Source organism: Delftia sp. K82 (genome assembly GCF_002193035.1).
GTDB classification, from domain to species: domain Bacteria; phylum Pseudomonadota; class Gammaproteobacteria; order Burkholderiales; family Burkholderiaceae_C; genus Comamonas; species Comamonas acidovorans.
This window is the reverse complement of record NZ_MYFL01000001.1, coordinates 1405987-1425891: the sequence shown is the minus strand read 5'-3', so window position 1 is coordinate 1425891 and position 19905 is coordinate 1405987. Positions and strand designations below refer to the sequence as shown.

Genomic DNA, 19905 nt, shown 5'->3' with positions numbered 1-19905 from the left:
GGTCAACGGGATGCCCGCCGGGGCGTGGAAGAGGTACGCGAAGGGGTACGCGAAGGTTCTGGGGACGCTGCGCCAGGACCGAGGAGATCGCTGATGCTGGCCAGGTTGCGCAAGGTGCTCGCCAGGTGCTCGCGCATGGCGAGGGAGGCTTCTTCGTTGCGCTCGCGCCCCAGCAGTTCCAGGATGTTCAGATGCTGCTCACAGTGCTCGCGGTAGCGCGCCCGGTCCTGCATGGAGCGGTAGGACAGCAGGCGCCGCACGCGGTTGACGCGGCGGATGGTGTCGATGAAGAACACGTTGCCCGAGGCCTCGACCAGGGACTCGTGGAAGTTCACCCCCCGGTCGTGGATGCGGTCGGCCGGGTCGGTGGCGATGCCGCCTTCGAGCAAGTGGATTTCGGCCGCGCGGCAGCGTTGCAGCACGGCGCGGTCCAGCCGGTAGCCGGGCTCCAGCAGCGCGGCCGGCTCCAGCGCCATACGCAGGCGGTAGGACTGCAGCAGGCTGTCGGGCGTGGTCAGCATGGCCGCAAAGGTCCAGCCGTAGCCGGGCTTGCGCTCGATCCAGCCCTCCTGCGAGATGCGGTTGAGCACGGCCGCCAGCTGGGCCTTGCTCAGGCCGTAGCGCGTGCGCAGCGCGGCCTCGGTGACGGATTCGGGCAGGCTGGCGCGCAGCCGGTCCTCGGCGATGCGAAAGTAGATGGCCTCGGTCAGGTCCTGGTCGCCGACCGCCGCCTCAGCCAGCAGTTCGGCCGAAATCCGGTCATGCGGCAGGGCCAGGAAAAACCCCCGGTTGCGCTCGCGCCGCACCACGCCCTGCTCCTGCAGCTGCTGCAAGGCCTCGTTGACGGGCTGGCGGGAGACGCGCAGCCGGTCGGCCAGGCCCTGGGCGGCCAGGTGGGTTCCGCTGTCCCATTGCTCGGAACGGGCCAGTGCCAGGATTTGCGAGCACAGCTGGGTGGAGGTCTTCATGCCCCCATTGTCATGCCATGCCACATCAGCGCCCGGCCGCCTGCCGCAGGATGGAAGGAATCACGCCGCCGCTGCGCAGCAGCCCGGCCTCCAGCTGCGTCTCCACGGCGGCCGTGGCCTGCAGCGCCTGCACGCTGCCATCGCCGCGCAGTATGCGCACGGGCACGGCGCAGCGCGGCGCCAGGGCGTCGGACGGTGCATCGATCTCGATACGGTCGCCCGGCTGCAGCGCCAGTTCCTGCGGCCCCATGCCCGCAGGCAAGCGCAGTGGCACGATGCCCATGCCGATGAGGTTGGAGCGGTGGATGCGCTCGAAGCTCAGGGCCAGCACGGCACGTATGCCCAGCAGGCGCTGGCCCTTGGCGGCCCAGTCGCGCGAGGAGCCCGTGCCGTAGCGCTCGCCGGCCACCAGCACCACGGACTGGCCCGCCTTGCGGTAGCGTTGCGCGATGTCCCACAGCGGCGCGATCTCGCCCGATGGCGCATGCAGGCCATGGGCCACGGGGGCACCGGGCGCCAGCAGGTTCTTCAGCGTCTTGCTGTGAAAGGCCGCCCGCACCATCACCTCCCAGTTGCCGCGCCGCGACGCGAAGACGTTGAGATCACCCCGGTCGTCGCCGCGCTCCACCAGGAAATCGGCCACCAGGCTGTCGGGCGGGATGGCGCTGGCCGGCGAGATATGGTCCGTGGTGATGTCGTCGCCCACCACCAGCAGCGGGTGGGCCTGGTAGCGGCCCAGCTGGCTGCCCTCGGACAGCGCGGCAAAGGGCGGGCGGCGCAGCGCGGTGGACCGCGCGTCCCAGGGAAACAACGGCCCCTCGGGCGCCTTCAGCGCATGCCAGGCCGGGTTGAGCGTGGCCCGCGCGAAGTCGCGGCCGAAGTCCTGCGGGTGCAGGCCCAGCGCCAGCGCCGCCTGGACTTCCGTGCGGGTGGGCATGAGGTCGGCCAGGAACACGGGCCGGCCATCGGCCAGGTGCTGCACGGGCTCGAGGCGCAGGTTGCGGGCCGCGTCGCCGGCCAGGCCGAAGGCGATGACCAGGGACGGCGACATGATGAAGCTCAGCTCGATGTCCGGATGCACGCGGCCCGGGAAATTCCGGTTGCCCGACAAAATGGCCACGGCCTTGGCCTGGCCGGCGCGCTGGGCCTGGCGCACCGGCTCCGTCAGCGGGCCGGGGTTGCCGATGCAGGTGGTGCAGCCGTAGCCCACGATGCCGAAGCCCACGGCCTCCAGGTCCTGCAGCAGCCCGGCGCGCGCCAGATAGGAGGCAGCCGCCGGCGAGCCCGGTGCCAGCGATGTCTTGACCCATGCGGGAACCTTCAGCCCCAGCGCCCGCGCCTTGCGCGCCACCAGCCCGGCAGCGACCAGCAGCGCGGGATCCGAGGTATTGGTGCAGCTGGTGATGGCGGCCAGCGCCACGGCATGGCGCGGCAGCCCGGTCTGCGCGCCGGACGCAACAAAGCCCACGGCCTGCAGCGCGCGGGCGCTGTCGCCATAGTCCAGCAGGTCCTGCGGGCGGCGCGGACCGGCAATGTGCCAGCCCACGGTGTCCAGGTCGATCTCGATCTGGCGTGTGTAGCGCGGCTGGGCCTGCGGATCGAACCACAGGCCCTGGGCACGCATATAGGCCTCGACCAGGGCGACGCGCTGTGGGCTGCGGCCCGTGGCGCGCAGGTAGTCAAGCGTCTGGCCATCGACCGCGAAGTAGCCCGTGGTGGCGCCGTACTCGGGCGCCATGTTGGCCACCACGCTGCGCTGGCCCGCCGTCAGCGTGGACACGCCGGGGCCGAAGTACTCGACGAACTCGCCGGCCACGCCCAGGGCGCGCAGCCGCTCGGTGGCGACCAGGGCCAGGTCGCTGGCCTGCACGCCGGGGCGCAGCGCGCCGGTCAGCCGCACGCCGATGACGTCGGGGATGCGCAGCATGGTGGGCATGCCGAACATCACGGTCTGCGCCTCCAGCCCGCCAACGCCCCAGCCCAGCACGCCGATGCCGTTGACCATGGGTGTGTGGCTGTCCGTGCCCAGCATCATGTCGGGCACGGCCCAGAGCCTGCCGCCGCGCTCCTCGGTGGTCACCACGGTGGCCAGCTGCTCCAGGTTGATGGTGTGCATGATCCCCGTGCCCGGCGGGTGGATGGTCACATGGGCCAGGGCCCTGGAGGCCCAGCGCAGAAAGCGGTAGCGCTCGGCATTGCGCCGTATCTCGTGCTCCAGGTTGGCCTGGGCGGCGCCCGGCACTGCATAGGCCTCCACGGCCAGCGAGTGGTCCACCGACACATCGACGGGCAGCACCGGATTGAGCACGGCCGGATCCACGCCCTCTTCGTGCAGCGCGTCGCGCATGGCCGCGATGTCGACCAGCGCCGGCGTGCTGGTGGTGTCGTGCATGAGCACGCGGCCCGGCTGGAAGGCGATCTCGGCCTCGCTGCTGCCGTGATCCAGCCAGGCCCGCAGGGCAGCCACGGCAGCGTCCCTTTCCTGCCCCTCCATGTGGCGCAGCACGTTCTCCAGCAACAACCTGAGCACCACGGGCAGGCGCGGTAGGCACTCGCCCAGCACGCCCGGCACATCGGCGGCGTGGTAGCGGACTCCGTCCAGTTCAAGGACGCGGGAAAAGGGGTTCTCGGTGTTTTCCATAGCTGATATTTTGCATTTTGAATTTCTAAAATGCAATAAAACGCCTCATCTCGCTTTCCCTGAAACCCCGGCTAAAAGGCCGCCAAGGAGTTTTGACATGTCCGCTCCCTCCCGCCGCAGCTTGCTGCGCAACCTGGGCAACGCGCTGCTCGCCGGCCTCATTGGCCTCATTGGCCTCATCGGCAACCTGCCCGCTGCGGCCCAGGACGCGCCGCAGCGCAGCATCACTCTCGTGGTTCCCTTCACGGCAGGTGGCGGCGTCGACGCCATGGCCCGGCTGCTGGCCGAGCGGCTGCGCGTGACGCTCAAGCAGCCGGTGGTGGTGGACAACAGACCCGGCGCCAGCGGCATGCTGGGCGCAGGCGCCGTGGCACGCGCGGCGGGCGACGGCCACACGCTGCTGCTGGGCTCGGCCGGCGAAACCGCCATCGCCCCGCTGGTGCACCAGGGCCGCATGCCCTATCAGCCGTCCCGCGACCTGGCGCCCCTGACCCTGGTCGCGCGCGTGCCCAACGTACTGGTGGCCTCGCCCGGCCTGCCGGCCGGCAACATCGATGAACTGGTGCGCCTGGCCAAGGCCAGCCCCGGCAAGCTCGGCTACGCCACCAGCGGCGTGGGCAACCCCCAGCACCTCAATGGCGAGCTGCTGCAGTCGCTGGCCGGCATCCGGCTGAACCACGTGCCCTACCGGGGCGCGGCCAACCAGCTGGTGGACGTGTCCTCGGGCGTGGTCGAACTGGCCTTCGTCAGCTACGCGGGGGCCGCGCCCTTCATCAAGAGCGGCCGTGTCAAGGCGCTGGCGGTGACTTCAGCGCAGCGCGCCAGCTTCGCCCCCGGCATTGCCGCCATTGCCGAGTCGACGGGCCTGGCCTCCTACGACCTGGACAACTGGTTCGGTCTCTTCGCGCCCGCCTCCACGCCGCCGGCAGTCCAGGCGCGGCTGCATGCGGCGGTGGTCAATGCGCTCAAGGATCCCGCGCTGGCGCAGCGCCTGCGCGAACTGGGCGGCGAGCCCGCCCCCATGTCCCAGCAGCAGTTCAGGGACTTCATCGCCGCCGAGACCGCCAGGTACGCCGCCATCGTGACCTCGGCACGCATCGTGGCCGAGTGAGGGCGCGCGCCCTTTCCCGGCATTTGCCTTTCCCTTCAGAAAACCACAGGAGACGACATGCAGCTTCATCCCGCGCTGGCCGCCACGGCCGCCGCCATCCTGGTCCTGGCTTCCGCCACGGCCCGGTCCCAGACCGCCCCCGACGGCTACCCGGTCCGCGCCGTCACCATCGTCGTGCCCTTCGCGGCCGGCGGAAACACCGACGTCAAGACACGGCTCGTGGCCAGGCAGCTGGCACAGATACTGGGCCAGCCCGTGATCGTGGACAACAAGCCCGGCGCCAGCGGCAACATCGGAATGGAGTTCGTGGGCCGCGCCGCAGCCGACGGCTACACCATCGCCATGGGCAGCTTCGGGCCGCTGGCCGTCAACCCCTGGATCTATCCCAGGCTCAACTTCGATCCCAAGACCTTTGTCCCCATCATCCTGCTGGAGAAAAGCCCGCTGGTGCTGGTCACGCCCGCCGACAAGCCCTATCGCAGCGTGGCCGATGTGGTGACGGCCGCCAAGGACAGGCCGGGGCAGCTGAACATCGCCAACGCAGGGCCGGGCGGCGCGCACCATCTCTCGGCCGAGCTTTTCGAGGCGGCGGCAGGCCTGGACATGGTCGGCGTGCCCTTCAAGGGCGGTGGTCCCGCCGCCACCGCCCTGCTGTCGGGACAGGTGGACCTGATGTTCGAGCAGACCGGTGCGGCCGCGCCCTCCATACAGGCGCGCAAGATCCGCGCGCTGGGTGTGACCTCGGCACAGCGTCTGGCCATGCTCCCTGACGTGCCCACCTTCGCCGAATCCGGCTTCCCCCAGGTCACCGTCTCCAACTGGATGGGCTATGTGGCACCCAAAGGCACGCCGCCCGAGATCGTGGCCCGGCTCAACAAGGCGTTCGCCAAGGCCATGGAGCACCCGGAAGTCCGGGAACGCATCGTCTCCCAGGGCAACGAGTTCGGCGGCGGCAGCAGCCAAGAGTTCGCCGCCTTCATCGACAGCGAAGCCGCCAAGTGGGGCCGGCTGGTGAAGGAACGCGGAATCCGAAGGGATTGAGCGAAAGGCGTGTCCTCCCCCCCACCCTCGACCTACCCCTCATTGACCACCAACGACAGCGCATGCGCCTCGGTAGGCAAAGGCACATCCCAGCGCTGCAGCAGGCTGAGCAGGGCCGCGTTGGTCAGCGTGGTGTCGCGCGCGCGGTTGCGGGCCAGCAGGGTCGGGCGGCTGGCTTCCAGGTGCACGAGTTCCACGCGGGCGCCGTAGGCCAGGCACAGGTCCACGGTCTTGCCGCGCATCTGGCGCGACAGGTGGGTGGCGTTCCAGACGAAGGGCCGGCCCGCGCGCAGCAGGGCCTTGGCCTTGTCCACGGCGTGGTGGGCGGCCGCGCCCTCGTTCTGGCCGTGGCGCAGGCCCAGCTCCGTACGCGCATCGTCGAAGGAGACCACGGGCAGGTCGCCATGGTGGACGGCCACCCAGGTGTTCTTGCCGCTGGCCGGCAGGCCGCACATGACGATGGCGCGCGAGCCGGCCTGCTCGTGCAGCGCATAGTCGGGATGCAGCTGCGCGCCGCGGAAGTAGCGCACCGCCGTCTCGGCCGAGGCAAAGCGGCGTGGCGTGCGCAGGCAGCCCTCTTCCAGCGCGAACTCGCGCACCAGCTCGATGTTGACCAGCACGGACGCAATGTCCGGGCAGATGCGCCCGCGCATGTCGGCGCGCGCCAGCAGCGTGAGCAGGTGCAGGTCCGTCTGCCAGGACAGCTCGCGCACGATGAACTCGGGCGAGAGGCCGCGGCGCGAGTCGGCAAAGGCGAAGAACGGCACCTGGTGCACGGCGATCAGCCGGCAGATGGCTTCGCGCTGGTCCACGGGCGCGCCAGCCTCCCAGAGCATGAGCCGCGCATCCAGCGCACCCCGGCGCGAGTGGCCGGGCTGGCCGATGCGGCCGTCCTCGCCCACCACGGTGGTCGAGCACTTGGCCACGTCGTGCAGCAGCGCGGCCAGGAAGACCGTCTCGCGCTCGGTGGCGGTGAGCGCCGCATGGCCGGGGTCGGCCAGCAGTTCGCGCACCACCATCTGCGTATGCGTCCAGACATCGCCTTCGGCGTGGTAGACGGGGTCCTGCGGCGTGGTTTTGGCCTGCTCCAGCTGGGGGAAGGCGGCCAGGCAGGCCGCGAAGTCGGGGTCGGCGCCGGGCTGCGGCACCAGGGACTGGATCTGTTTCCAGTTCGTCATGGAAATCTCCTTGCGATGGGCCTGCGCTGCAGGCCTCACCAGCTTTTTGAAATATCGGCCGCAAAGATGTCTGCGCCTTCGCGCAGCCCGTTGGGGACGATGGGCCGCTCGCTGTGGTGCGAGCCCGAGTCGAGGATGACCTGCACGAAGTCCGGCCGCACGAACTTGTAGCGCGCCACGGTCTGGCCGCCCTCCTCCACCTTGAGGTAGAGGCCTTCGGCCAGCTCGGAGCCGTCGGTCTGCCGCCAGCACAGCGGCAGGTCCAGCTTCTGGCGGGCCACCACCTGCTCGAAGGCCTGGCGCCAGCGCGCGCTGCGGCCCAGCGAGGGGGCCAGCAGCGCCAGCAGGTCCTGCATGCGCCGGGGCGCCACCCCGCTGTAGAGCACGGGCACCGAGACCACGGGCACGCCGGCCAGCAGGGCATGGCGGCGCGGCGTGTCCAGGAAGCACTGCGCCGAGCGGTCCCAGATGTCGAACTCGCAGAACCAGTGCGGCAGCGCGTCGTAGAACAGCGAGTGCTTGGCATACATCCACTCGCCAAACACCTGGTAGCGGTCGTCCAGCAGGGACAGCAGCGCGCCCTCATGGGCCTGGGCCCATTGCTTGAAGAGGTTGAACTGGCGTTCGCGCCCGCCGGGCCGCTCGCTGTCCAGGTAGTGGCCGCGCGACTGCAGCAGCAGTTGGCCGTCGCCGGCAAAGCTCAGCGCGGCGTTGGCGCCGTCGAGTTTTTCCTCGACGACGATGTGCTGGCCGGCCAGCCGCTCATAGGGCACGGCGTCGTCCTGGTCACCGGACTGCAGGCGCGAGCCGCGCAGGTGCGGCGTGCGGGGGTATTTGAGGATCTCGACGCTCGAAAGAAAGTGAGCGCCTTGGGCAATGGATGGGGTCATGTCGTGCTTTCCGAAAACGATGCAGCACCCCACGGCGACATGCCGTGGAGCGGGAAAAGCCGACGACGACGCCAGGCGCCGCAATGCAGGGGATGCAGCGACAGCGCGACCTGGCCCGTGGTGGCCGGGCCGGCAGGCTGTCGAAGGGGAAGATGGCAGGACTGTCGGCACCGTCCGCAAACCGGACGGTCAGCCGCAAGCCCTCAAAAGGCCACGCACCGCAGCGCACACGCAAAAGACATCCGGGGCAAGGCCAGGATCAGCGTGTGACGAAGTCGTTCAGCAGGAAGCTGTGCGGCGGGGCATGGTGCACCTCGAAAGGGTGAGGGTGGATGGGAGGGGTGCGAGTCTATCGCCCGTTGCCCCGCAGGCACAAGCGGCTGCGCACCATGCCGGGCCGATTGTTGGCTGCTAGCCACGCACGGCGGACTTGAAGGCGGCGCCCAGCGCATCCAGCGCCGCGCGCGGCCGGCCTTCGCGCACGCGGGTGTGCAGCAGCACGGGCAGGCGCGGCAGCGTGGGCAGGCCCAGGCGCGGGCCCACGTCCACGGCGCCCAGGGCCAGCATGCGCGGCGCCAGCGCGGCCACGCCCAGCCCCGCCATGACGGCGGCCGAGACAGCGGCCACGCCGCCGCCCACGAACACCTCGGTCCACGGCATGCGCGCCGTATCCAGCAGTTGCCCGGCCATGGCGCGCACGCCGCAGGGCTCGGCCAGCGTGGCCAGCGGCAGGGGCTCGCCCGCGCGGTGCTGCCAGCCGGGCGCGGCAAACCAGCCGAAGGGCTCCTCGGCCAGCAGCTCGCCGTCGTCACGCCCGGCATGCGTGCGAACGATCACCGTGTCGTACTCGCGCCGGTCAAACCCCTGCAGCAGCGGGCCGGACGATGCGATGCGGATGTCGATCAGCAGCTGCGGGTCCTGCGCATTCATGCGGGCGATCAGGGCCGGCAGCTCAGGCCCGGCCACGTGGTCGCTGATGCCGATGGTCAGCCGCTGGCGCGTGCTGACGGCCAGCGCCAGTGCGCGCTCATGGGCCTGCAGCAGTTCGCGCGCATGGGGCAGGAAGTCGGCACCCAGCGCCGACAGCTGCACGTGGCGCGGCGTGCGCTCGACCAGCCTGCAGCCCAGCCGCTGCTCCAGCCGCTTGAGCTTGAGGCTGACGGCGGCCTGCGTGGTCTGCATGGCTTCGGCCGCGCGCGTGAAGCTGCCCAGGTCCGCGATGTGCACGAAGCTCTGCACGGCATCCAGGTCGAGGGGTCGTTGAATCATTTCAATCCATTATTACTGATATCAGCAATCATGGCTTTTCAAAATAGCTGGCACGGCCTACCTTCGAGGCTCCCACAACGCAAAGCAACGCAATTCAACGCAACGGAGCCACACCATGCCCATGACCCGGATCAACATGCGCGCCGGCAAGTCCCCCGCCTACCGCCAGGCCATCTGCGACAGCCTCTACCGCGCCATGCGCGAGACCTTCAACGTGCCGGAGGACGACCAGTTCATGACCATCACCGAGCATGACGGCGACAACTTCCGCTATGGCGCCTCCTACCTGGGCGTGGCGCGCAGCGACGATCTGGTGCTGGTGCAGCTCACGGTCAGCAACACCCGCAGCCTGGAGCAGAAGAAGGCGCTGTTCCGCCGCATCGCCGAGCTGCTGGTCGAAAGCCCCGGCCTGCGGCCCGAGGACGTGTTCGTCAACCTGGTCGAGGTGGACAAGGAGAACTGGTCCATGGGCCATGGGCTCGCGCAATACGCAGCTTAAGACACGCGGATCGGCGCAACACCCACAGCGGCGCGCTCAGGCCGGCACCGCCAGCGCCGCCACGAATTGCTGGCCCACGGCGGTGATGATCTCGGCGCGCGCCGCCGTGCGCAGCTGCACCAGGGCGATCTGGCGGCTCTCGGCAGTCTGGGCAAGGGGCAGCACGCGCAGGCGCGGGTCGCCCTCCCAGCCATGCCGCGCCAGATTGGGCAGCATGGCCACGCCCATGCCGTCGCGCACCAGCTCCACGATGGTCTCGATGGAGTTGAGCTCCAGGAACTCCTGGGGCTTGGCGCGCAGGCGGCGCAGCGTGCGCTCCACCAGCTCGCCCGTGTGCTCGGTGCGGTCGAAGCGGATGAAGGGATAGCGCTCCACCATGTCGGCGGGCGCCGCGGGCCGGGCGGCGCGCGGCGCCAGCAGCACCATGGGCTCGGCATACAGCGGCGTCCAGACCAGCGAGGGGCGCTTGATGGCCGGGTTGTAGACCACCACGGCCGCATCCAGCTCATGGTTCTCCACCTGGGCGATCAGCCGGTTGGACTTGCCCGAGACCACATGCAGGTCCACCGCCGGATGGTGGCGCTTGAGCTCCAGCGTGGCGCGCACCAGCTGGCTCAGCGCCGAGACGATGGAGCCGAACTGCACGGTGCCGGCCAGCGGTGCATCGGCCCGCGTGCCGTGCTTGGCCTGCTCGTACAGCGCCACCAGCTGGGTGGCAATGGGCACCAGCGCCCGGCCCTGCTCGTTGAGCGTGACCAGCTTGCCCTGGCGCGCGAACAGCTTGCGCTTGAGGTCGTTTTCCAGCGTGCGCATCTGCAGCCCCACGGCCACCTGGGTCAGCGCCACGCGCTGTCCGGCGGCGGTGAAGGAGCCCTCGGCCGCCACGGCCAGAAAAGTGCGAAGAATGCGCAGGCTTGGCATAAAAGTTCTGCTTTCAAGATTCGTAAGAAATTCCAGCTTTCACCAAACAGTTTCTATCATCAAAATCGCTGGCAACCGATAGCCGATCGTCCTGATCGCACCCTCCCACTTCCCGGATTTCTGGAGATCTCCATGCCTGCACCCGTGTCCCGCCGCCTGCTCGTCTGCTGCGCCGCCCTGTTGACCTGCGCCACGCCCGGCTGGGCCGCGCCCGCCGCCGATGCCTGGCCCTCGCAGCCGCTGAAGATCATGGTGGGCTTTGCCGCCGGCGGCGCCAACGACATCGTGGCCCGCATCCTGGCCAAGGAACTGCAGCAGCGCCTGGGCCAGAGCGTGGTGGTGGAGAACCGCGGCGGCGCGGGCGGCCTGATTGCCAGCGAAGTGGTGGCCAAGGCGCCCAAGAACGGCTACACGCTGCTGCTGGGCTCCATCGGCAGCAACACCGTGGCGCCCGTGCTGGCCAAGAAGCTGTCGTTCGACCCGCGCAAGGACCTGGAGCCCATCACCCTGGTGGCCGAGTCCGGCAACGCGCTGCTGGTGAACGCCGCCCTGCCCTACAAGACGGTGCAGGAAATGATCGAGGCCGCGCGCAAGGCGCCGGGCAGCATCAACTACGCATCGTCGGGCAACGGCTCCACCCTGCACCTGGCCGGCGCGCTGTTTGCCCAGCAGGCCGGCGTGAACCTGGTGCACGTGCCCTACCGCGGCAACGGCCCGGCCATCACCGATGTATCGGGCGGCCAGGTGCAGGCCATCTTCTCGGGCATTCCGCCCGCCATCACCTCGGCCAAGACCGGCCAGACCCGCATCCTGGCCGTGACCACGAAGCAGCGCGTCAAGAACCTGCCCAACGTGCCCACCATCGCCGAGGCCGGCCTGCCCGGCTATGCCTTCACGTCCTGGTACGGCCTGTTCACCACGGGCGGCACGGACCCGGCCATCGTCGAGCGGCTGGCCCAGGAAGTGCGCAAGATCATGGAGCGCCCCGAAGTGCAGGCCCAGTTCGAGGCCCAGGGCCTGGACCCCGAGACCAGCGACCCCAAGTCCTTCAAGCAGCAGATCGACCGCGAGCTGACGCGCTGGAGCCGTGACGTGAAGACCATGGGCATCACCGCCGACTGAGGCAGGTTCTTTCATGCACGCCTCTTCCTCTCCCTTCACTCCCGGCAACCCCTACGACTCCAGGCGGGTGCCCGTGTTCGCGCGCAATGCCGTGTCCACCTCCCACCCGCTGGCGGCGCAGGCCGGCCTGCGCATGCTGTGGGCAGGCGGCAACGCGGTGGACGCGGCCATTGCGGCGGCGGCGGCCATGACCATCGTCGAGCCGGTGAGCAACGGCCTGGGCTCGGACGCCTTCTGCATCCTCTGGGATGGCAAGGAGCTGCACGGGCTCAACGCCAGCGGCCGCGCACCGCAGGGCTGGGCGCCCGAGTACTTCCACCAGCGCTATGGCCGCCAGGACAAGCCGCCGCGCCGGGGCGTGGACTCCATCACCGTGCCGGGCGCCGTCAGCGCCTGGGTGGCCCTGCACGAGCGCTTCGGCAAGCTGCCCTTTGACGCGCTGATGGAGCCGGCCGCCGAGATCGCCGAGCGCGGCTACCTGGTGCCGCCCGTGGTCCAGCAGAAATGGGCCGCAGGCGCGCCCGAGCTGCAATCGCAGCCGGGGTTCAGGGAAAGCTTCCTGCCCCGGGGCCGCGCGCCGGAAGTGGGCGAGCTGTTCCGCTTTCCCGCCGCAGCGCGCGCCCTGCGCGCCATTGGTGCCACGCGCGGCAAGGCCTTTTATGAAGGCGAGATTGCCCGGGCCGTGACCTCGTTCGTGCAGCAGCACGGCGGCTGCCTGGGCATGGCCGACATGGCCGCGCACGAGGTGCAATGGGTGCAGCCGCTGGCCAAGGACTACCGCGGCCACACGCTGCACGAGATCCCGCCGGGCGGGCAAGGCATTGCCGCGCAGATTGCGCTGGGCATTCTGTCCAACTTCGACCTGGCCAGCCTGCCCGTGGATGGCGTGGCCTCCCAGCATCTGCAGATCGAGGCCATGAAGCTGGCCTTTGCCGACATCTACCGCTACGTGGCCGACGCGGACATGGAGGTGACGCCCGCACAGATGCTCGACGACGCCTACCTGGCCTCGCGCGCCAGGCTGATCGATCCGCGCCGTGCCCAGGACTTCAAGGCCGGCAACCCCGTGCGCGGCGGCACCATCTACCTGACGGCAGCCGACGAGAACGGCATGATGGTCAGCTTCATCCAGAGCAACTTCTCGGGCTTTGGCTCGGGCGTGGTGGAGCCGACCTTCGGCATCAGCCTGCAAAACCGCGGCCACGGCTTCGGCACCGACCCCCAGCACCCCAACCGCGCCAACCTGGTGGGCCCGGGCAAGCGCCCCTTCCACACCATCATTCCGGCCTTCCTGACCCGCGACGGCCAGCCCGTGATGAGCTTCGGCGTCATGGGCGGCAACATGCAGCCCCAGGGCCACATGCAGACTGTGGTGCGCATGCTGGACTACCGCCAGTCGCCCCAGGCGGCCTGCGATGCGCCGCGCTGGCGCGTCAACGAAGGCCTGGCCATCAACGTGGAAGGCGGCATGGACCCGGCCACCATTGCCGGCCTGCAGGCGCTGGGCCACCAGGTGGAGGTCATCCACGACCCCTACCAGGACTTCGGCGCCGGCCAGTTCATCTGGCGCATGGGCGATCCCGCCGTGGAGGGCTACCAGATCGCCAGCGACCCGCGCCGCGACGGGCTGGCGGCCGGGTACTAGAAGTGCGCGCGGCGGCTACTCCGCGCGCAGACGCCCCTGCCGGGTCAGCCGCGCCGCCAGCGCGGCCTCTTCGCTGACCAGGCGCTGCAGCACGGCCGCGCTGGCCGGGAAGGGCTCGCTGCCCAGCTCGCGGATCAGGCGGCTGAACTCCGGGTCGGCCACAGACTGGGAGATCCAGCCATACAGGCTGTCCACGCTGGCCGTGGGCGCACCCTTGGGCGCGAACACGCCCACGAAGGTGGTGGCATCGAACACCGGCAGGCCCAGCTGGGCCAGGTCGGGCACATCGGCCAGCCCGCCCCCGGCGCGCGGCCCCAGCACGAACAGCGCGCGCAGGGCGCCGCTCTTGATATGCGGCGTGGAGCTGGTGATCTGGTCCACCACGGCGTCGATCTGCCCGCCGATCAAATCGACCAGGGCCGGCCCCGATCCCTTGTAGGGCACGGGATTGACGCGCACCTTCACGGCATCTTCCAGCTGCAGCACGGCCAGGTGATTGGGCGAGCCCGGGCCGGCATGGCCCACGGTCACGCAGCCATCCCTGGCCTTCATCGCCTTGATGAAATCGGCAGCGGTCTTGAAGCGCGCGTCGTTGGCGCGCACCACCACGACCACGGGCGTGCGGCTGACCACGGCAATGGGCGCAAAGCTGTCGGCGCGGTAGGGCAGCTTGATCATCTCGGGCAAGGTGCCCAACTGGCCCGGCGTGGCCACCAGCAGCGTATGCCCGTCCGGCTCGGCGCGCGCCACCCAGCCCGAACCCACGGCACCACCGCCGCCCGCACGGTTGTCCACGATCACGGACTGCCCCGCATGCCGGGCCAGCGGTATGCCCAGCGTGCGGGCCACGATGTCCACGTTGCCGCCCGGCGCAAAGGGCACGACCAGCGTGAGCGGCTTGGCCGGAAATGCGCGCGCCTGCACTGCAGATGCAGCCGATGCCGCAGCCAGCGCCGCGAAAGATACCGCCGTGCGGATAAAGCCTCTGCGGCCCGATGTGATTCGATTCATTTTCTCTGTCTCCTGCTATTTGAAAATCAATGACCCCAATACAGGCGCACGGGGTTATCGACCAATACCGTATGCCTGTATTCCTCTGGAACCCAATCCACCAATGCCTGCGCCAATTCGCCAGCGGAATTCGAACGGGCCTTTATTCCGGGATGCGGCCAGTCCGACCCCCATACGATCCGGTGCGGATTGGCCTGCACCAGGGCATGTGCAATGGGAATCACGGCCGGGTCCACGGCCGATGCCGTTGCCGATATCCGGTAGGCGCCCGAGAACTTCACCCAGGCCCGGCCTTCCTTCATCAGCGCCTGCAGGTTGCGGCTGCCCGGCCCGCCGGCGCCCAACTGGCGCGACGGGTGGCCGAAGTGATCCACCACCACGGCCACACCCATGTCGGCCACGCGCTGCGCCAGGCCAGGGTCTTCATCCACGTTCACCAGCAATTGCACATGCCAGCCCAGGCCCCGGATACGGTCGGCCACGGCCTGCAGGCTGGAGACGGAGACTCCGCCCGAAAACAGCGCATTGCACCGCGCGCCCCGCACGCCCAGGGCGTGCAGCGCTTCGATCTCCGTATCCGGCGTGTCCTCGTAGATCACGGCCACGCCACGCATGCGGCCCGATTCGGCATGGCGCAGCGTCTGCTTGAGAAGGCCGTGATCGCGGCCATACACGCTGGGCTGGACCAGAACGCAGCGGTCCACGCCCAATGGGCGAAAGGCCTTCCAATAATCGTCCATGGACGCGACAGCCGGCGTATAGGCGCGTTCCGCAATCAACGGAAAATCATCGGAACGACCAAATACATGGAAATGGGTATCGCAGGAATTTTCTGGAAACAGATATTGTTCCGCTGGATTTTCTGCTGCGTCGCAATCACCGGCACAGCGGTTGAAACTGGGTGAATTCATGGGCATTCATTTCAAAGCTGGTGCATTGTCGTGACGCACGTAAAATTCAGTCAAGCTCATCTTTGTCATCATCAAAATGAACAGCATTCAACATGCAGACGGCGCGCCCCGGGCTCCGGTCAACCTGCGCAGCATCGACCTCAACCTGCTGGTGATCTTCGAGGCCCTGGTGGAGGAACGCAGCGTGGGCAAGGCCGCCGCGCGGCTGGGCATCACCTCCTCGGCCGTCAGCCACGCGCTGCGCCGGCTGCGCACCCAGTTCAACGACCCGCTGCTGCTGCGCACGGCAGAAGGCATGTCGCCCACGCCCGAGGCCGTGCGCCTGGCGCGCAGCTTCCGCAAGGCCTTCAGCGAGATCGAAAGCGCCATCGAGGTCAGCAAGGGCTTCGATCCGGCCACGGCGCGGCGCAATTTCCACCTGCGCCTGTCCGACTACGTGGGCGTGCTGCTGCTCCCGCAGCTGTGCATACATCTGCGTGCGGTGGCGCCGGGCATCAGCCTGTCGGTGCAGTCCTTCGACGGCCGCCAGCCCTCGGACCGCGTCGAGTACGAAGGCGTGGAAATCCGCCTTTCCGTCTCGCGCGGTCGCTCGGTGCTGTCGGCGTCACGCCGCCTGCTGGACGACCAGTGGATGGTGCTGATGCGCAAGGACCATCCGGCCGCCGCCTCCCCGCTCACGCTGGAGAAATACCTGGAGCAGGGCCACCTGAAGGTCACGGGCGTGGGCAGCAGCATCGTGGACGAGCTCCTGGCCGAGCGCGGGCTGGCGCGGCGCGTGATGTTCCAGGTGCCCACCTGGCTGGGCATGGTGCCCGTCATCGAATCCACCGACCTGATGGCCGCCATGCCCGCGCACTGGATGCACAGCGTGCTGTCCGGCTCCAACTGCGTGGCGCGCCCCATGCCCCTGCCCGAGCTGGCCCTGTCCATCGACGCCGTCTGGCATCCGCGCAACGACCATGACGCGGGGCACAAATGGTTCAGGGAGCTGATCCACCAGATCTTCCAGGAGGCGTACAGCAAATCCCTGCTCCAGCAGCGCCTGGACAGGGCGGGCACACGGAACAACGCTTAACCCAGCCCTCATGCTTTTCGGTGAAGATGCGGTCTTTCCGCCGCACAAGCCATGACACCAGAACAACACACTCCAGCGCTGCAGCGCCGCAACCTCGGCCTGCTCGTGGCCGCGCAATCGCTGGGGGGCGCGTCGCCGCCCATCATCATTTCGCTGGGCGGCCTGGTCGGCCAGCAGCTGTCCACCAATCCCACGGCCACCACGCTGCCGGTCAGCATCTACCAGCTGGGCCTGGCGCTGTCCACGCTGCCCGCAGCCTGGCTGATGCAGCGCATGGGGCGGCGCACGGCCTATGTGCTGGGTGCCATCCTGGGCGTGGTCTCGGGCGTGATCGCCGCCCAGGGCATTGCGCACTCCGATTTCGTGACCTTTTGCATCGGCACGGCGCTGGCGGGCTTTTACGCGGCCTGCGTGCAGAGCTACCGCTTTGCGGCCACCGACGCCATGACCGACCCCGCCGAGCAGGCGCGCGCCATCTCGCGCGTGATGATCGGCGGGCTGATCGCGGCCATCATCGGCCCGCAGGTGGTGATCTGGACGCGCGACGCCCTGCCCATGACACCGTTCGCAGGCAGCTTCTACAGCCAGGCCGTGCTCGCCCTGCTGGCCCTGCCGCTGCTGCTGGGCCTGAAGCTGCCGCCGCCCCAGGCCCGCGCCGTGGCGGGCGAGGCCCGGTCGCTGGCCGAGATTGCGCGCACGCCGCAGTTCATCGTGGCGGCTTCGGCCGGCGTGGTCAGCTACGGTCTCATGGCCTTTCTGATGACGGCCGCGCCCATGGCCATGGTGGGCTGCGGCCACACGGTGGGCGAGGCGGCGCTGGGCATCCAGTGGCATGTGCTGGCCATGTTCGCGCCCAGCTTCTTCACGGGCCGGCTGATCGCGCGCTTCGGCAAGCGCCGCATCACGGCGCTGGGGCTGGTGATGATCGCCGCCTCTGCCCTGATGGCGTTGATGGGGCTGGAGCTGCTGCACTTCTGGGGCTCCCTGGTGCTGCTGGGCGTGGGCTGGAACTTCGGCTTCATCGGCGCCACGGCCATGGTGACCGAGTGCTACCGCCCTGCCGAGCGCGCCAAGGTGCAGGCCCTCAATGACTTCCTGGTCTTCGGCACCGTGGCCGTGGCCTCGTTCGGCTCGGGCCAGCTGCTGCACACGGCCGGCTGGGACGGCATCAACACCTGGCTGCTGCCCATCGTGGGCGTGGTGCTGCTGATGCTGGCCGTGCAGGGACGGGGTCGCGGCGCGGGCGCGCCGGCCTGAAGCCCCGACCGGTCAATCGCCAGGGTCCGCACGGCGGCTTCCCAGCCAGAGCACGGCCACCCAGCCCAGCAGCGCCAGGGCCAGCAGCACGGACAGATGCCATAGCGCCGCCTCCAGCGGCGCGCCGGCCTGGTTCAGTCGCAGCGAGGCCTGGATGGCGGCCGTGCTGGGCGACAGCCAGCGCAGCGCCTGCAGCAGTTGCGGCAGGGCCTCGGCCGGCCAGCTGAAGCCGCCGACGAAGGCCAGCGGGATGGAGGTGAACAGCACCACCTGCATGGCGCGCTCGCGGTTGGCCAGCCACCAGCCCAGCAGCGCCGCCGTTCCCGCCACGGCCGGGACGAAGACGGCCAGCAGCGCCAGCGCACCCCAGGGATTGCCGCCGCGCGGATAGTCGTGCCAGACGAAGATCCAGCCGAAGTAGTACAGGCCCGAGAGCCAGCCCAGCGTGCACAGCGCCAGCAGCCGCGCCAGCCAGGTGCGTGCCGGCGCCCTGTCCAATCCCTGCTCGCGCCAGGTTCCCACCAGCAGCGCGCCGCCCATGAGCAGTGTCTGCTGCAGGATGATGATGGCCACGGCGGCGACGACGAAGCTGCCGTAGCCTTCCGTCGGATTGAACAAAGCCTGCATCTGCAGGTTGACGGGCGAGCGGCTGGCCTGGGCCTGCAGTGCGCTCTGTCCGCCGGCCGTCAGGCGCCGCAGCTCCACCCCGGCCGAGACCGTGCCGAAGGCTTCGGCAAAGCCGTACTGCACCTGCTTGGCGGCCAGCGGGTAGGCACCGTTGGCATAGACGGGGACCACGGCCTCTTCGCTGCGCACCACGCGGCGCTTGAGGTCGCGCGGCAGCAGCGCGTAGCCCATGACGCGGCCATCCAGCAGGGCCTGCTGCGCCTGGGCCTCGTCGCCCGTGACCAGGGTCACCTCGATGCGCGGGCTGGCCTGGGCAAAGCGCAGCATCTGGCGTGCCAGGCCGCTGCCGTCGTGCTGCACCACGGCCACGGGCACGCGCTGCACGACCTCCTGCCCATAGAACCAGGGATAGAAGAAGCCGTAGAGCACGGGCGCGCCCACCAGCAGCATGAGCACGCCCACGTCGCCGAACACGGCACGCAGGGCGCTGATGAAGTCTTGCGCAAAGCCCCTGGCCATCTCAGCGCCCTCCCCATTTGTCGGGGCGGGAAAGGCCGCGCGCCAGGCCTGCCGCGGCCAGCAGCAGCAACACCAGCGCGGCCAGCAATAGCCCGGCCACCACGGGCAGGCTCTGCACGATGGGCGCGCCCATCTGCAGCTGCTCTATCTGCAGCCGCGCATAGTGGGTATAGGGCATGGACAGGGCCCAGGCACGTGCCGAATCGGGCATGGCCAGCAGCGGAAAGCCCACGCCGCTGAACGCAAAGGCCGGCGCCGACAGCAGGCCTGCGCCCGACAGCGCCGTGCGCAGCGACAGCGTGAGCGCCGCCAGCAGCGCCCCCGCCGCCAGGCTCACGGCGATCAGCAGCAGCAGGGCCAGCGCCACCCAGGCCAGGCTGGCAGCGCCCTGCCCCGGATGCCAGCCCCGTCCGGCCGTGAGCCACAGCATGGCCAGCGTACCGCCCAGGCCCAGGCTGGCCCAGGACAGCGCCAGCTTGCCCGCCAAGGCGCCCGCAATGGCGCTCCAGCCGGGCTTTCCCGGGCCCGCAGCCTCGGCCATCCACTGGCCCAGCGTGCGGTCGCGCAGCTCGCGCCCCACGGACCAGGCGCCGGCCGTCATGCCCAGGATGTGCAGCAGCGCGGGAATCAGCGCCGCCGCCAGGAACTGCTCGTAATTGGTGGAGATGTTGAACAGCGACACCAGGTTGGTGCGTATGGGCTCCATGCGCACGCGCAGCGCCTGGGCCGGGTCGCCGCGCTTGGCACGGGCCTGCATTTCCACGCCGGCCGACAGCGTTCCCACCACCTGGCGCAGGTCGCGCTGGATCAGGCTGGAGTGCGTGGCCAGCTGGGCGTTGTGCATGAGCACCACGTCGGCCCCCTGGCCCCGCTTGATGTCGCGCGCAAAGCCGGGCGGGATCTGCACCACGGCGTAGGCATTCATGGACTGCAGCGCCCATTGCGCCTCCGAGGCATTGAGCGCCTGCGACTGCACGGCCAGGCCCGGCGTGGCGCCCAGCATGCGCACCAGCTGGCGCGACAGGGCGCTGTGGTCCTGGTCCCAGACGGCGACGGGCAGGCGCTGGACCAGTCCTGCCGAGAAGATCCAGACCATGAGCAGCAGCGCCAGCAGCGGCACCCAGCTGACCATGGCCAGGTCCCAGGGCCGCCCGCGCAGCAGCCGCCATTCGCGCCGCAGGCTGGCGGCAAAGGCCGTGGGCGGGTTCGCGCTCACTGCC

General features: G+C 69.5%; 17 protein-coding genes. 7 read left to right on the top strand and 10 right to left on the bottom strand.

What is annotated here, in order from left to right; translation table 11 throughout:
- Positions 1-2 precede the first annotated feature (2 nt).
- Both KDK82_RS06140 and KDK82_RS06135 read right to left on the bottom strand, forming a co-directional pair.
- Positions 3-968 (bottom strand): GntR family transcriptional regulator, encoded by a 966-nt coding sequence (locus tag KDK82_RS06140; RefSeq protein WP_034398788.1) that lies wholly within the window; start codon positions 966-968, stop codon positions 3-5.
- 25 nt (positions 969-993) lie between these two features.
- On the bottom strand, positions 994-3609 hold the full coding sequence (locus KDK82_RS06135) for an aconitate hydratase AcnA (protein WP_088164272.1): 2616 nt from the start codon (positions 3607-3609) through the stop codon (positions 994-996).
- Positions 3610-3706: 97 nt separating this feature from the next.
- On the opposite strand from KDK82_RS06135, the gene KDK82_RS06130 reads away from it, so the two are divergent.
- Together KDK82_RS06130 and KDK82_RS06125 are read left to right on the top strand one after the other, a co-directional pair.
- On the top strand, positions 3707-4720 hold the full coding sequence (locus tag KDK82_RS06130; RefSeq protein WP_179217857.1) for a tripartite tricarboxylate transporter substrate binding protein: 1014 nt from the start codon (positions 3707-3709) through the stop codon (positions 4718-4720).
- 57 nt (positions 4721-4777) lie between these two features.
- Positions 4778-5761: a tripartite tricarboxylate transporter substrate binding protein gene (locus KDK82_RS06125; RefSeq protein WP_034395452.1), complete on the top strand. Its 984-nt coding sequence runs from the start codon at positions 4778-4780 to the stop codon at positions 5759-5761.
- Positions 5762-5793: 32 nt separating this feature from the next.
- On the opposite strand, the gene KDK82_RS06120 is transcribed toward KDK82_RS06125, so the two are convergent.
- From KDK82_RS06120 to KDK82_RS06110, 3 genes are all read right to left on the bottom strand, one after another.
- Positions 5794-6939: an AAA family ATPase gene (locus KDK82_RS06120; RefSeq protein WP_088165437.1), complete on the bottom strand. Its 1146-nt coding sequence runs from the start codon at positions 6937-6939 to the stop codon at positions 5794-5796.
- 35 nt (positions 6940-6974) lie between these two features.
- Positions 6975-7829 carry an RNA ligase family protein gene (locus tag KDK82_RS06115; RefSeq protein WP_088164271.1) on the bottom strand — a complete coding sequence of 285 codons (855 nt, stop codon included), beginning with the start codon at positions 7827-7829 and terminating at the stop codon, positions 6975-6977.
- 411 nt (positions 7830-8240) lie between these two features.
- Positions 8241-9098, bottom strand: a complete 858-nt coding sequence (locus KDK82_RS06110; protein WP_088164270.1) for a LysR family transcriptional regulator — start codon at positions 9096-9098, stop codon at positions 8241-8243.
- 115 nt (positions 9099-9213) lie between these two features.
- Here KDK82_RS06110 and KDK82_RS06105 point away from each other — a divergent pair, with 115 nt between their 5' ends.
- The gene (locus tag KDK82_RS06105; protein WP_088164269.1) at positions 9214-9597 is read left to right on the top strand and encodes a tautomerase family protein; all 384 of its coding nucleotides are present in this window, start codon (positions 9214-9216) and stop codon (positions 9595-9597) included.
- Positions 9598-9633: 36 nt separating this feature from the next.
- Here the strand turns inward: KDK82_RS06105 and KDK82_RS06100 are convergent, their stop codons facing one another.
- Positions 9634-10518, bottom strand: a complete 885-nt coding sequence (locus KDK82_RS06100; RefSeq protein ID WP_088164268.1) for a LysR family transcriptional regulator — start codon at positions 10516-10518, stop codon at positions 9634-9636.
- A 132-nt stretch (positions 10519-10650) separates the two neighbouring features.
- On the opposite strand from KDK82_RS06100, the gene KDK82_RS06095 reads away from it, so the two are divergent.
- The gene (locus KDK82_RS06095; protein ID WP_088164267.1) at positions 10651-11640 is read left to right on the top strand and encodes a tripartite tricarboxylate transporter substrate binding protein; all 990 of its coding nucleotides are present in this window, start codon (positions 10651-10653) and stop codon (positions 11638-11640) included.
- Between the two features lie 13 nt (positions 11641-11653).
- Positions 11654-13285, top strand: coding sequence for a gamma-glutamyltransferase family protein (locus KDK82_RS06090; RefSeq protein ID WP_088164266.1), 1632 nt, complete (start codon positions 11654-11656; stop codon positions 13283-13285).
- Between the two features lie 15 nt (positions 13286-13300).
- Here the strand turns inward: KDK82_RS06090 and KDK82_RS06085 are convergent, their stop codons facing one another.
- A complete protein-coding gene (locus KDK82_RS06085) occupies positions 13301-14296 on the bottom strand; it encodes a tripartite tricarboxylate transporter substrate binding protein (protein ID WP_088164265.1) in 996 nt (331 codons plus the stop codon).
- Positions 14297-14322: 26 nt separating this feature from the next.
- Positions 14323-15207 carry an amidohydrolase family protein gene (locus tag KDK82_RS06080; RefSeq protein WP_179217856.1) on the bottom strand — a complete coding sequence of 295 codons (885 nt, stop codon included), beginning with the start codon at positions 15205-15207 and terminating at the stop codon, positions 14323-14325.
- 76 nt (positions 15208-15283) lie between these two features.
- Between KDK82_RS06080 and KDK82_RS06075 the strand changes: the two genes are divergently transcribed.
- Both KDK82_RS06075 and KDK82_RS06070 read left to right on the top strand, forming a co-directional pair.
- Positions 15284-16282 carry a LysR family transcriptional regulator gene (locus tag KDK82_RS06075; RefSeq protein ID WP_088164263.1) on the top strand — a complete coding sequence of 333 codons (999 nt, stop codon included), beginning with the start codon at positions 15284-15286 and terminating at the stop codon, positions 16280-16282.
- A gap of 51 nt (positions 16283-16333) precedes the next feature.
- Positions 16334-17539: an MFS transporter gene (locus tag KDK82_RS06070; protein WP_088164262.1), complete on the top strand. Its 1206-nt coding sequence runs from the start codon at positions 16334-16336 to the stop codon at positions 17537-17539.
- Positions 17540-17551: 12 nt separating this feature from the next.
- Here KDK82_RS06070 and KDK82_RS06065 read toward each other — a convergent pair whose 3' ends face one another.
- Positions 17552-18685: an ABC transporter permease gene (locus tag KDK82_RS06065; RefSeq protein WP_088164261.1), complete on the bottom strand. Its 1134-nt coding sequence runs from the start codon at positions 18683-18685 to the stop codon at positions 17552-17554.
- A gap of 1 nt (position 18686) precedes the next feature.
- The gene (locus tag KDK82_RS06060; protein ID WP_088164260.1) at positions 18687-19901 is read right to left on the bottom strand and encodes an ABC transporter permease; all 1215 of its coding nucleotides are present in this window, start codon (positions 19899-19901) and stop codon (positions 18687-18689) included.
- Positions 19902-19905: the final 4 nt, after the last annotated feature.

Excerpts from the sequence above, each read along its gene's own strand:
- KDK82_RS06110 (WP_088164270.1), bottom strand. The coding sequence starts at position 9,098 with ATGATTCAACGACCCCTCGACCTGGATGCCGTGCAGAGCTTCGTGCAC.
- KDK82_RS06070 (WP_088164262.1), top strand. The coding sequence starts at position 16,334 with ATGACACCAGAACAACACACTCCAGCGCTGCAGCGCCGCAACCTCGGC.
- KDK82_RS06075 (WP_088164263.1), top strand. The coding sequence starts at position 15,284 with ATGAACAGCATTCAACATGCAGACGGCGCGCCCCGGGCTCCGGTCAAC.
- KDK82_RS06080 (WP_179217856.1), bottom strand. The coding sequence starts at position 15,207 with ATGAATTCACCCAGTTTCAACCGCTGTGCCGGTGATTGCGACGCAGCA.
- KDK82_RS06120 (WP_088165437.1), bottom strand. The coding sequence starts at position 6,939 with ATGACGAACTGGAAACAGATCCAGTCCCTGGTGCCGCAGCCCGGCGCC.
- KDK82_RS06130 (WP_179217857.1), top strand. The coding sequence starts at position 3,707 with ATGTCCGCTCCCTCCCGCCGCAGCTTGCTGCGCAACCTGGGCAACGCG.
- KDK82_RS06105 (WP_088164269.1), top strand. The coding sequence starts at position 9,214 with ATGCCCATGACCCGGATCAACATGCGCGCCGGCAAGTCCCCCGCCTAC.
- KDK82_RS06095 (WP_088164267.1), top strand. The coding sequence starts at position 10,651 with ATGCCTGCACCCGTGTCCCGCCGCCTGCTCGTCTGCTGCGCCGCCCTG.
- KDK82_RS06115 (WP_088164271.1), bottom strand. The coding sequence starts at position 7,829 with ATGACCCCATCCATTGCCCAAGGCGCTCACTTTCTTTCGAGCGTCGAG.
- KDK82_RS06125 (WP_034395452.1), top strand. The coding sequence starts at position 4,778 with ATGCAGCTTCATCCCGCGCTGGCCGCCACGGCCGCCGCCATCCTGGTC.
- KDK82_RS06085 (WP_088164265.1), bottom strand. The coding sequence starts at position 14,296 with ATGAATCGAATCACATCGGGCCGCAGAGGCTTTATCCGCACGGCGGTA.
- KDK82_RS06100 (WP_088164268.1), bottom strand. The coding sequence starts at position 10,518 with ATGCCAAGCCTGCGCATTCTTCGCACTTTTCTGGCCGTGGCGGCCGAG.
- KDK82_RS06065 (WP_088164261.1), bottom strand. The coding sequence starts at position 18,685 with ATGGCCAGGGGCTTTGCGCAAGACTTCATCAGCGCCCTGCGTGCCGTG.
- KDK82_RS06140 (WP_034398788.1), bottom strand. The coding sequence starts at position 968 with ATGAAGACCTCCACCCAGCTGTGCTCGCAAATCCTGGCACTGGCCCGT.
- KDK82_RS06135 (WP_088164272.1), bottom strand. The coding sequence starts at position 3,609 with ATGGAAAACACCGAGAACCCCTTTTCCCGCGTCCTTGAACTGGACGGA.
- KDK82_RS06090 (WP_088164266.1), top strand. The coding sequence starts at position 11,654 with ATGCACGCCTCTTCCTCTCCCTTCACTCCCGGCAACCCCTACGACTCC.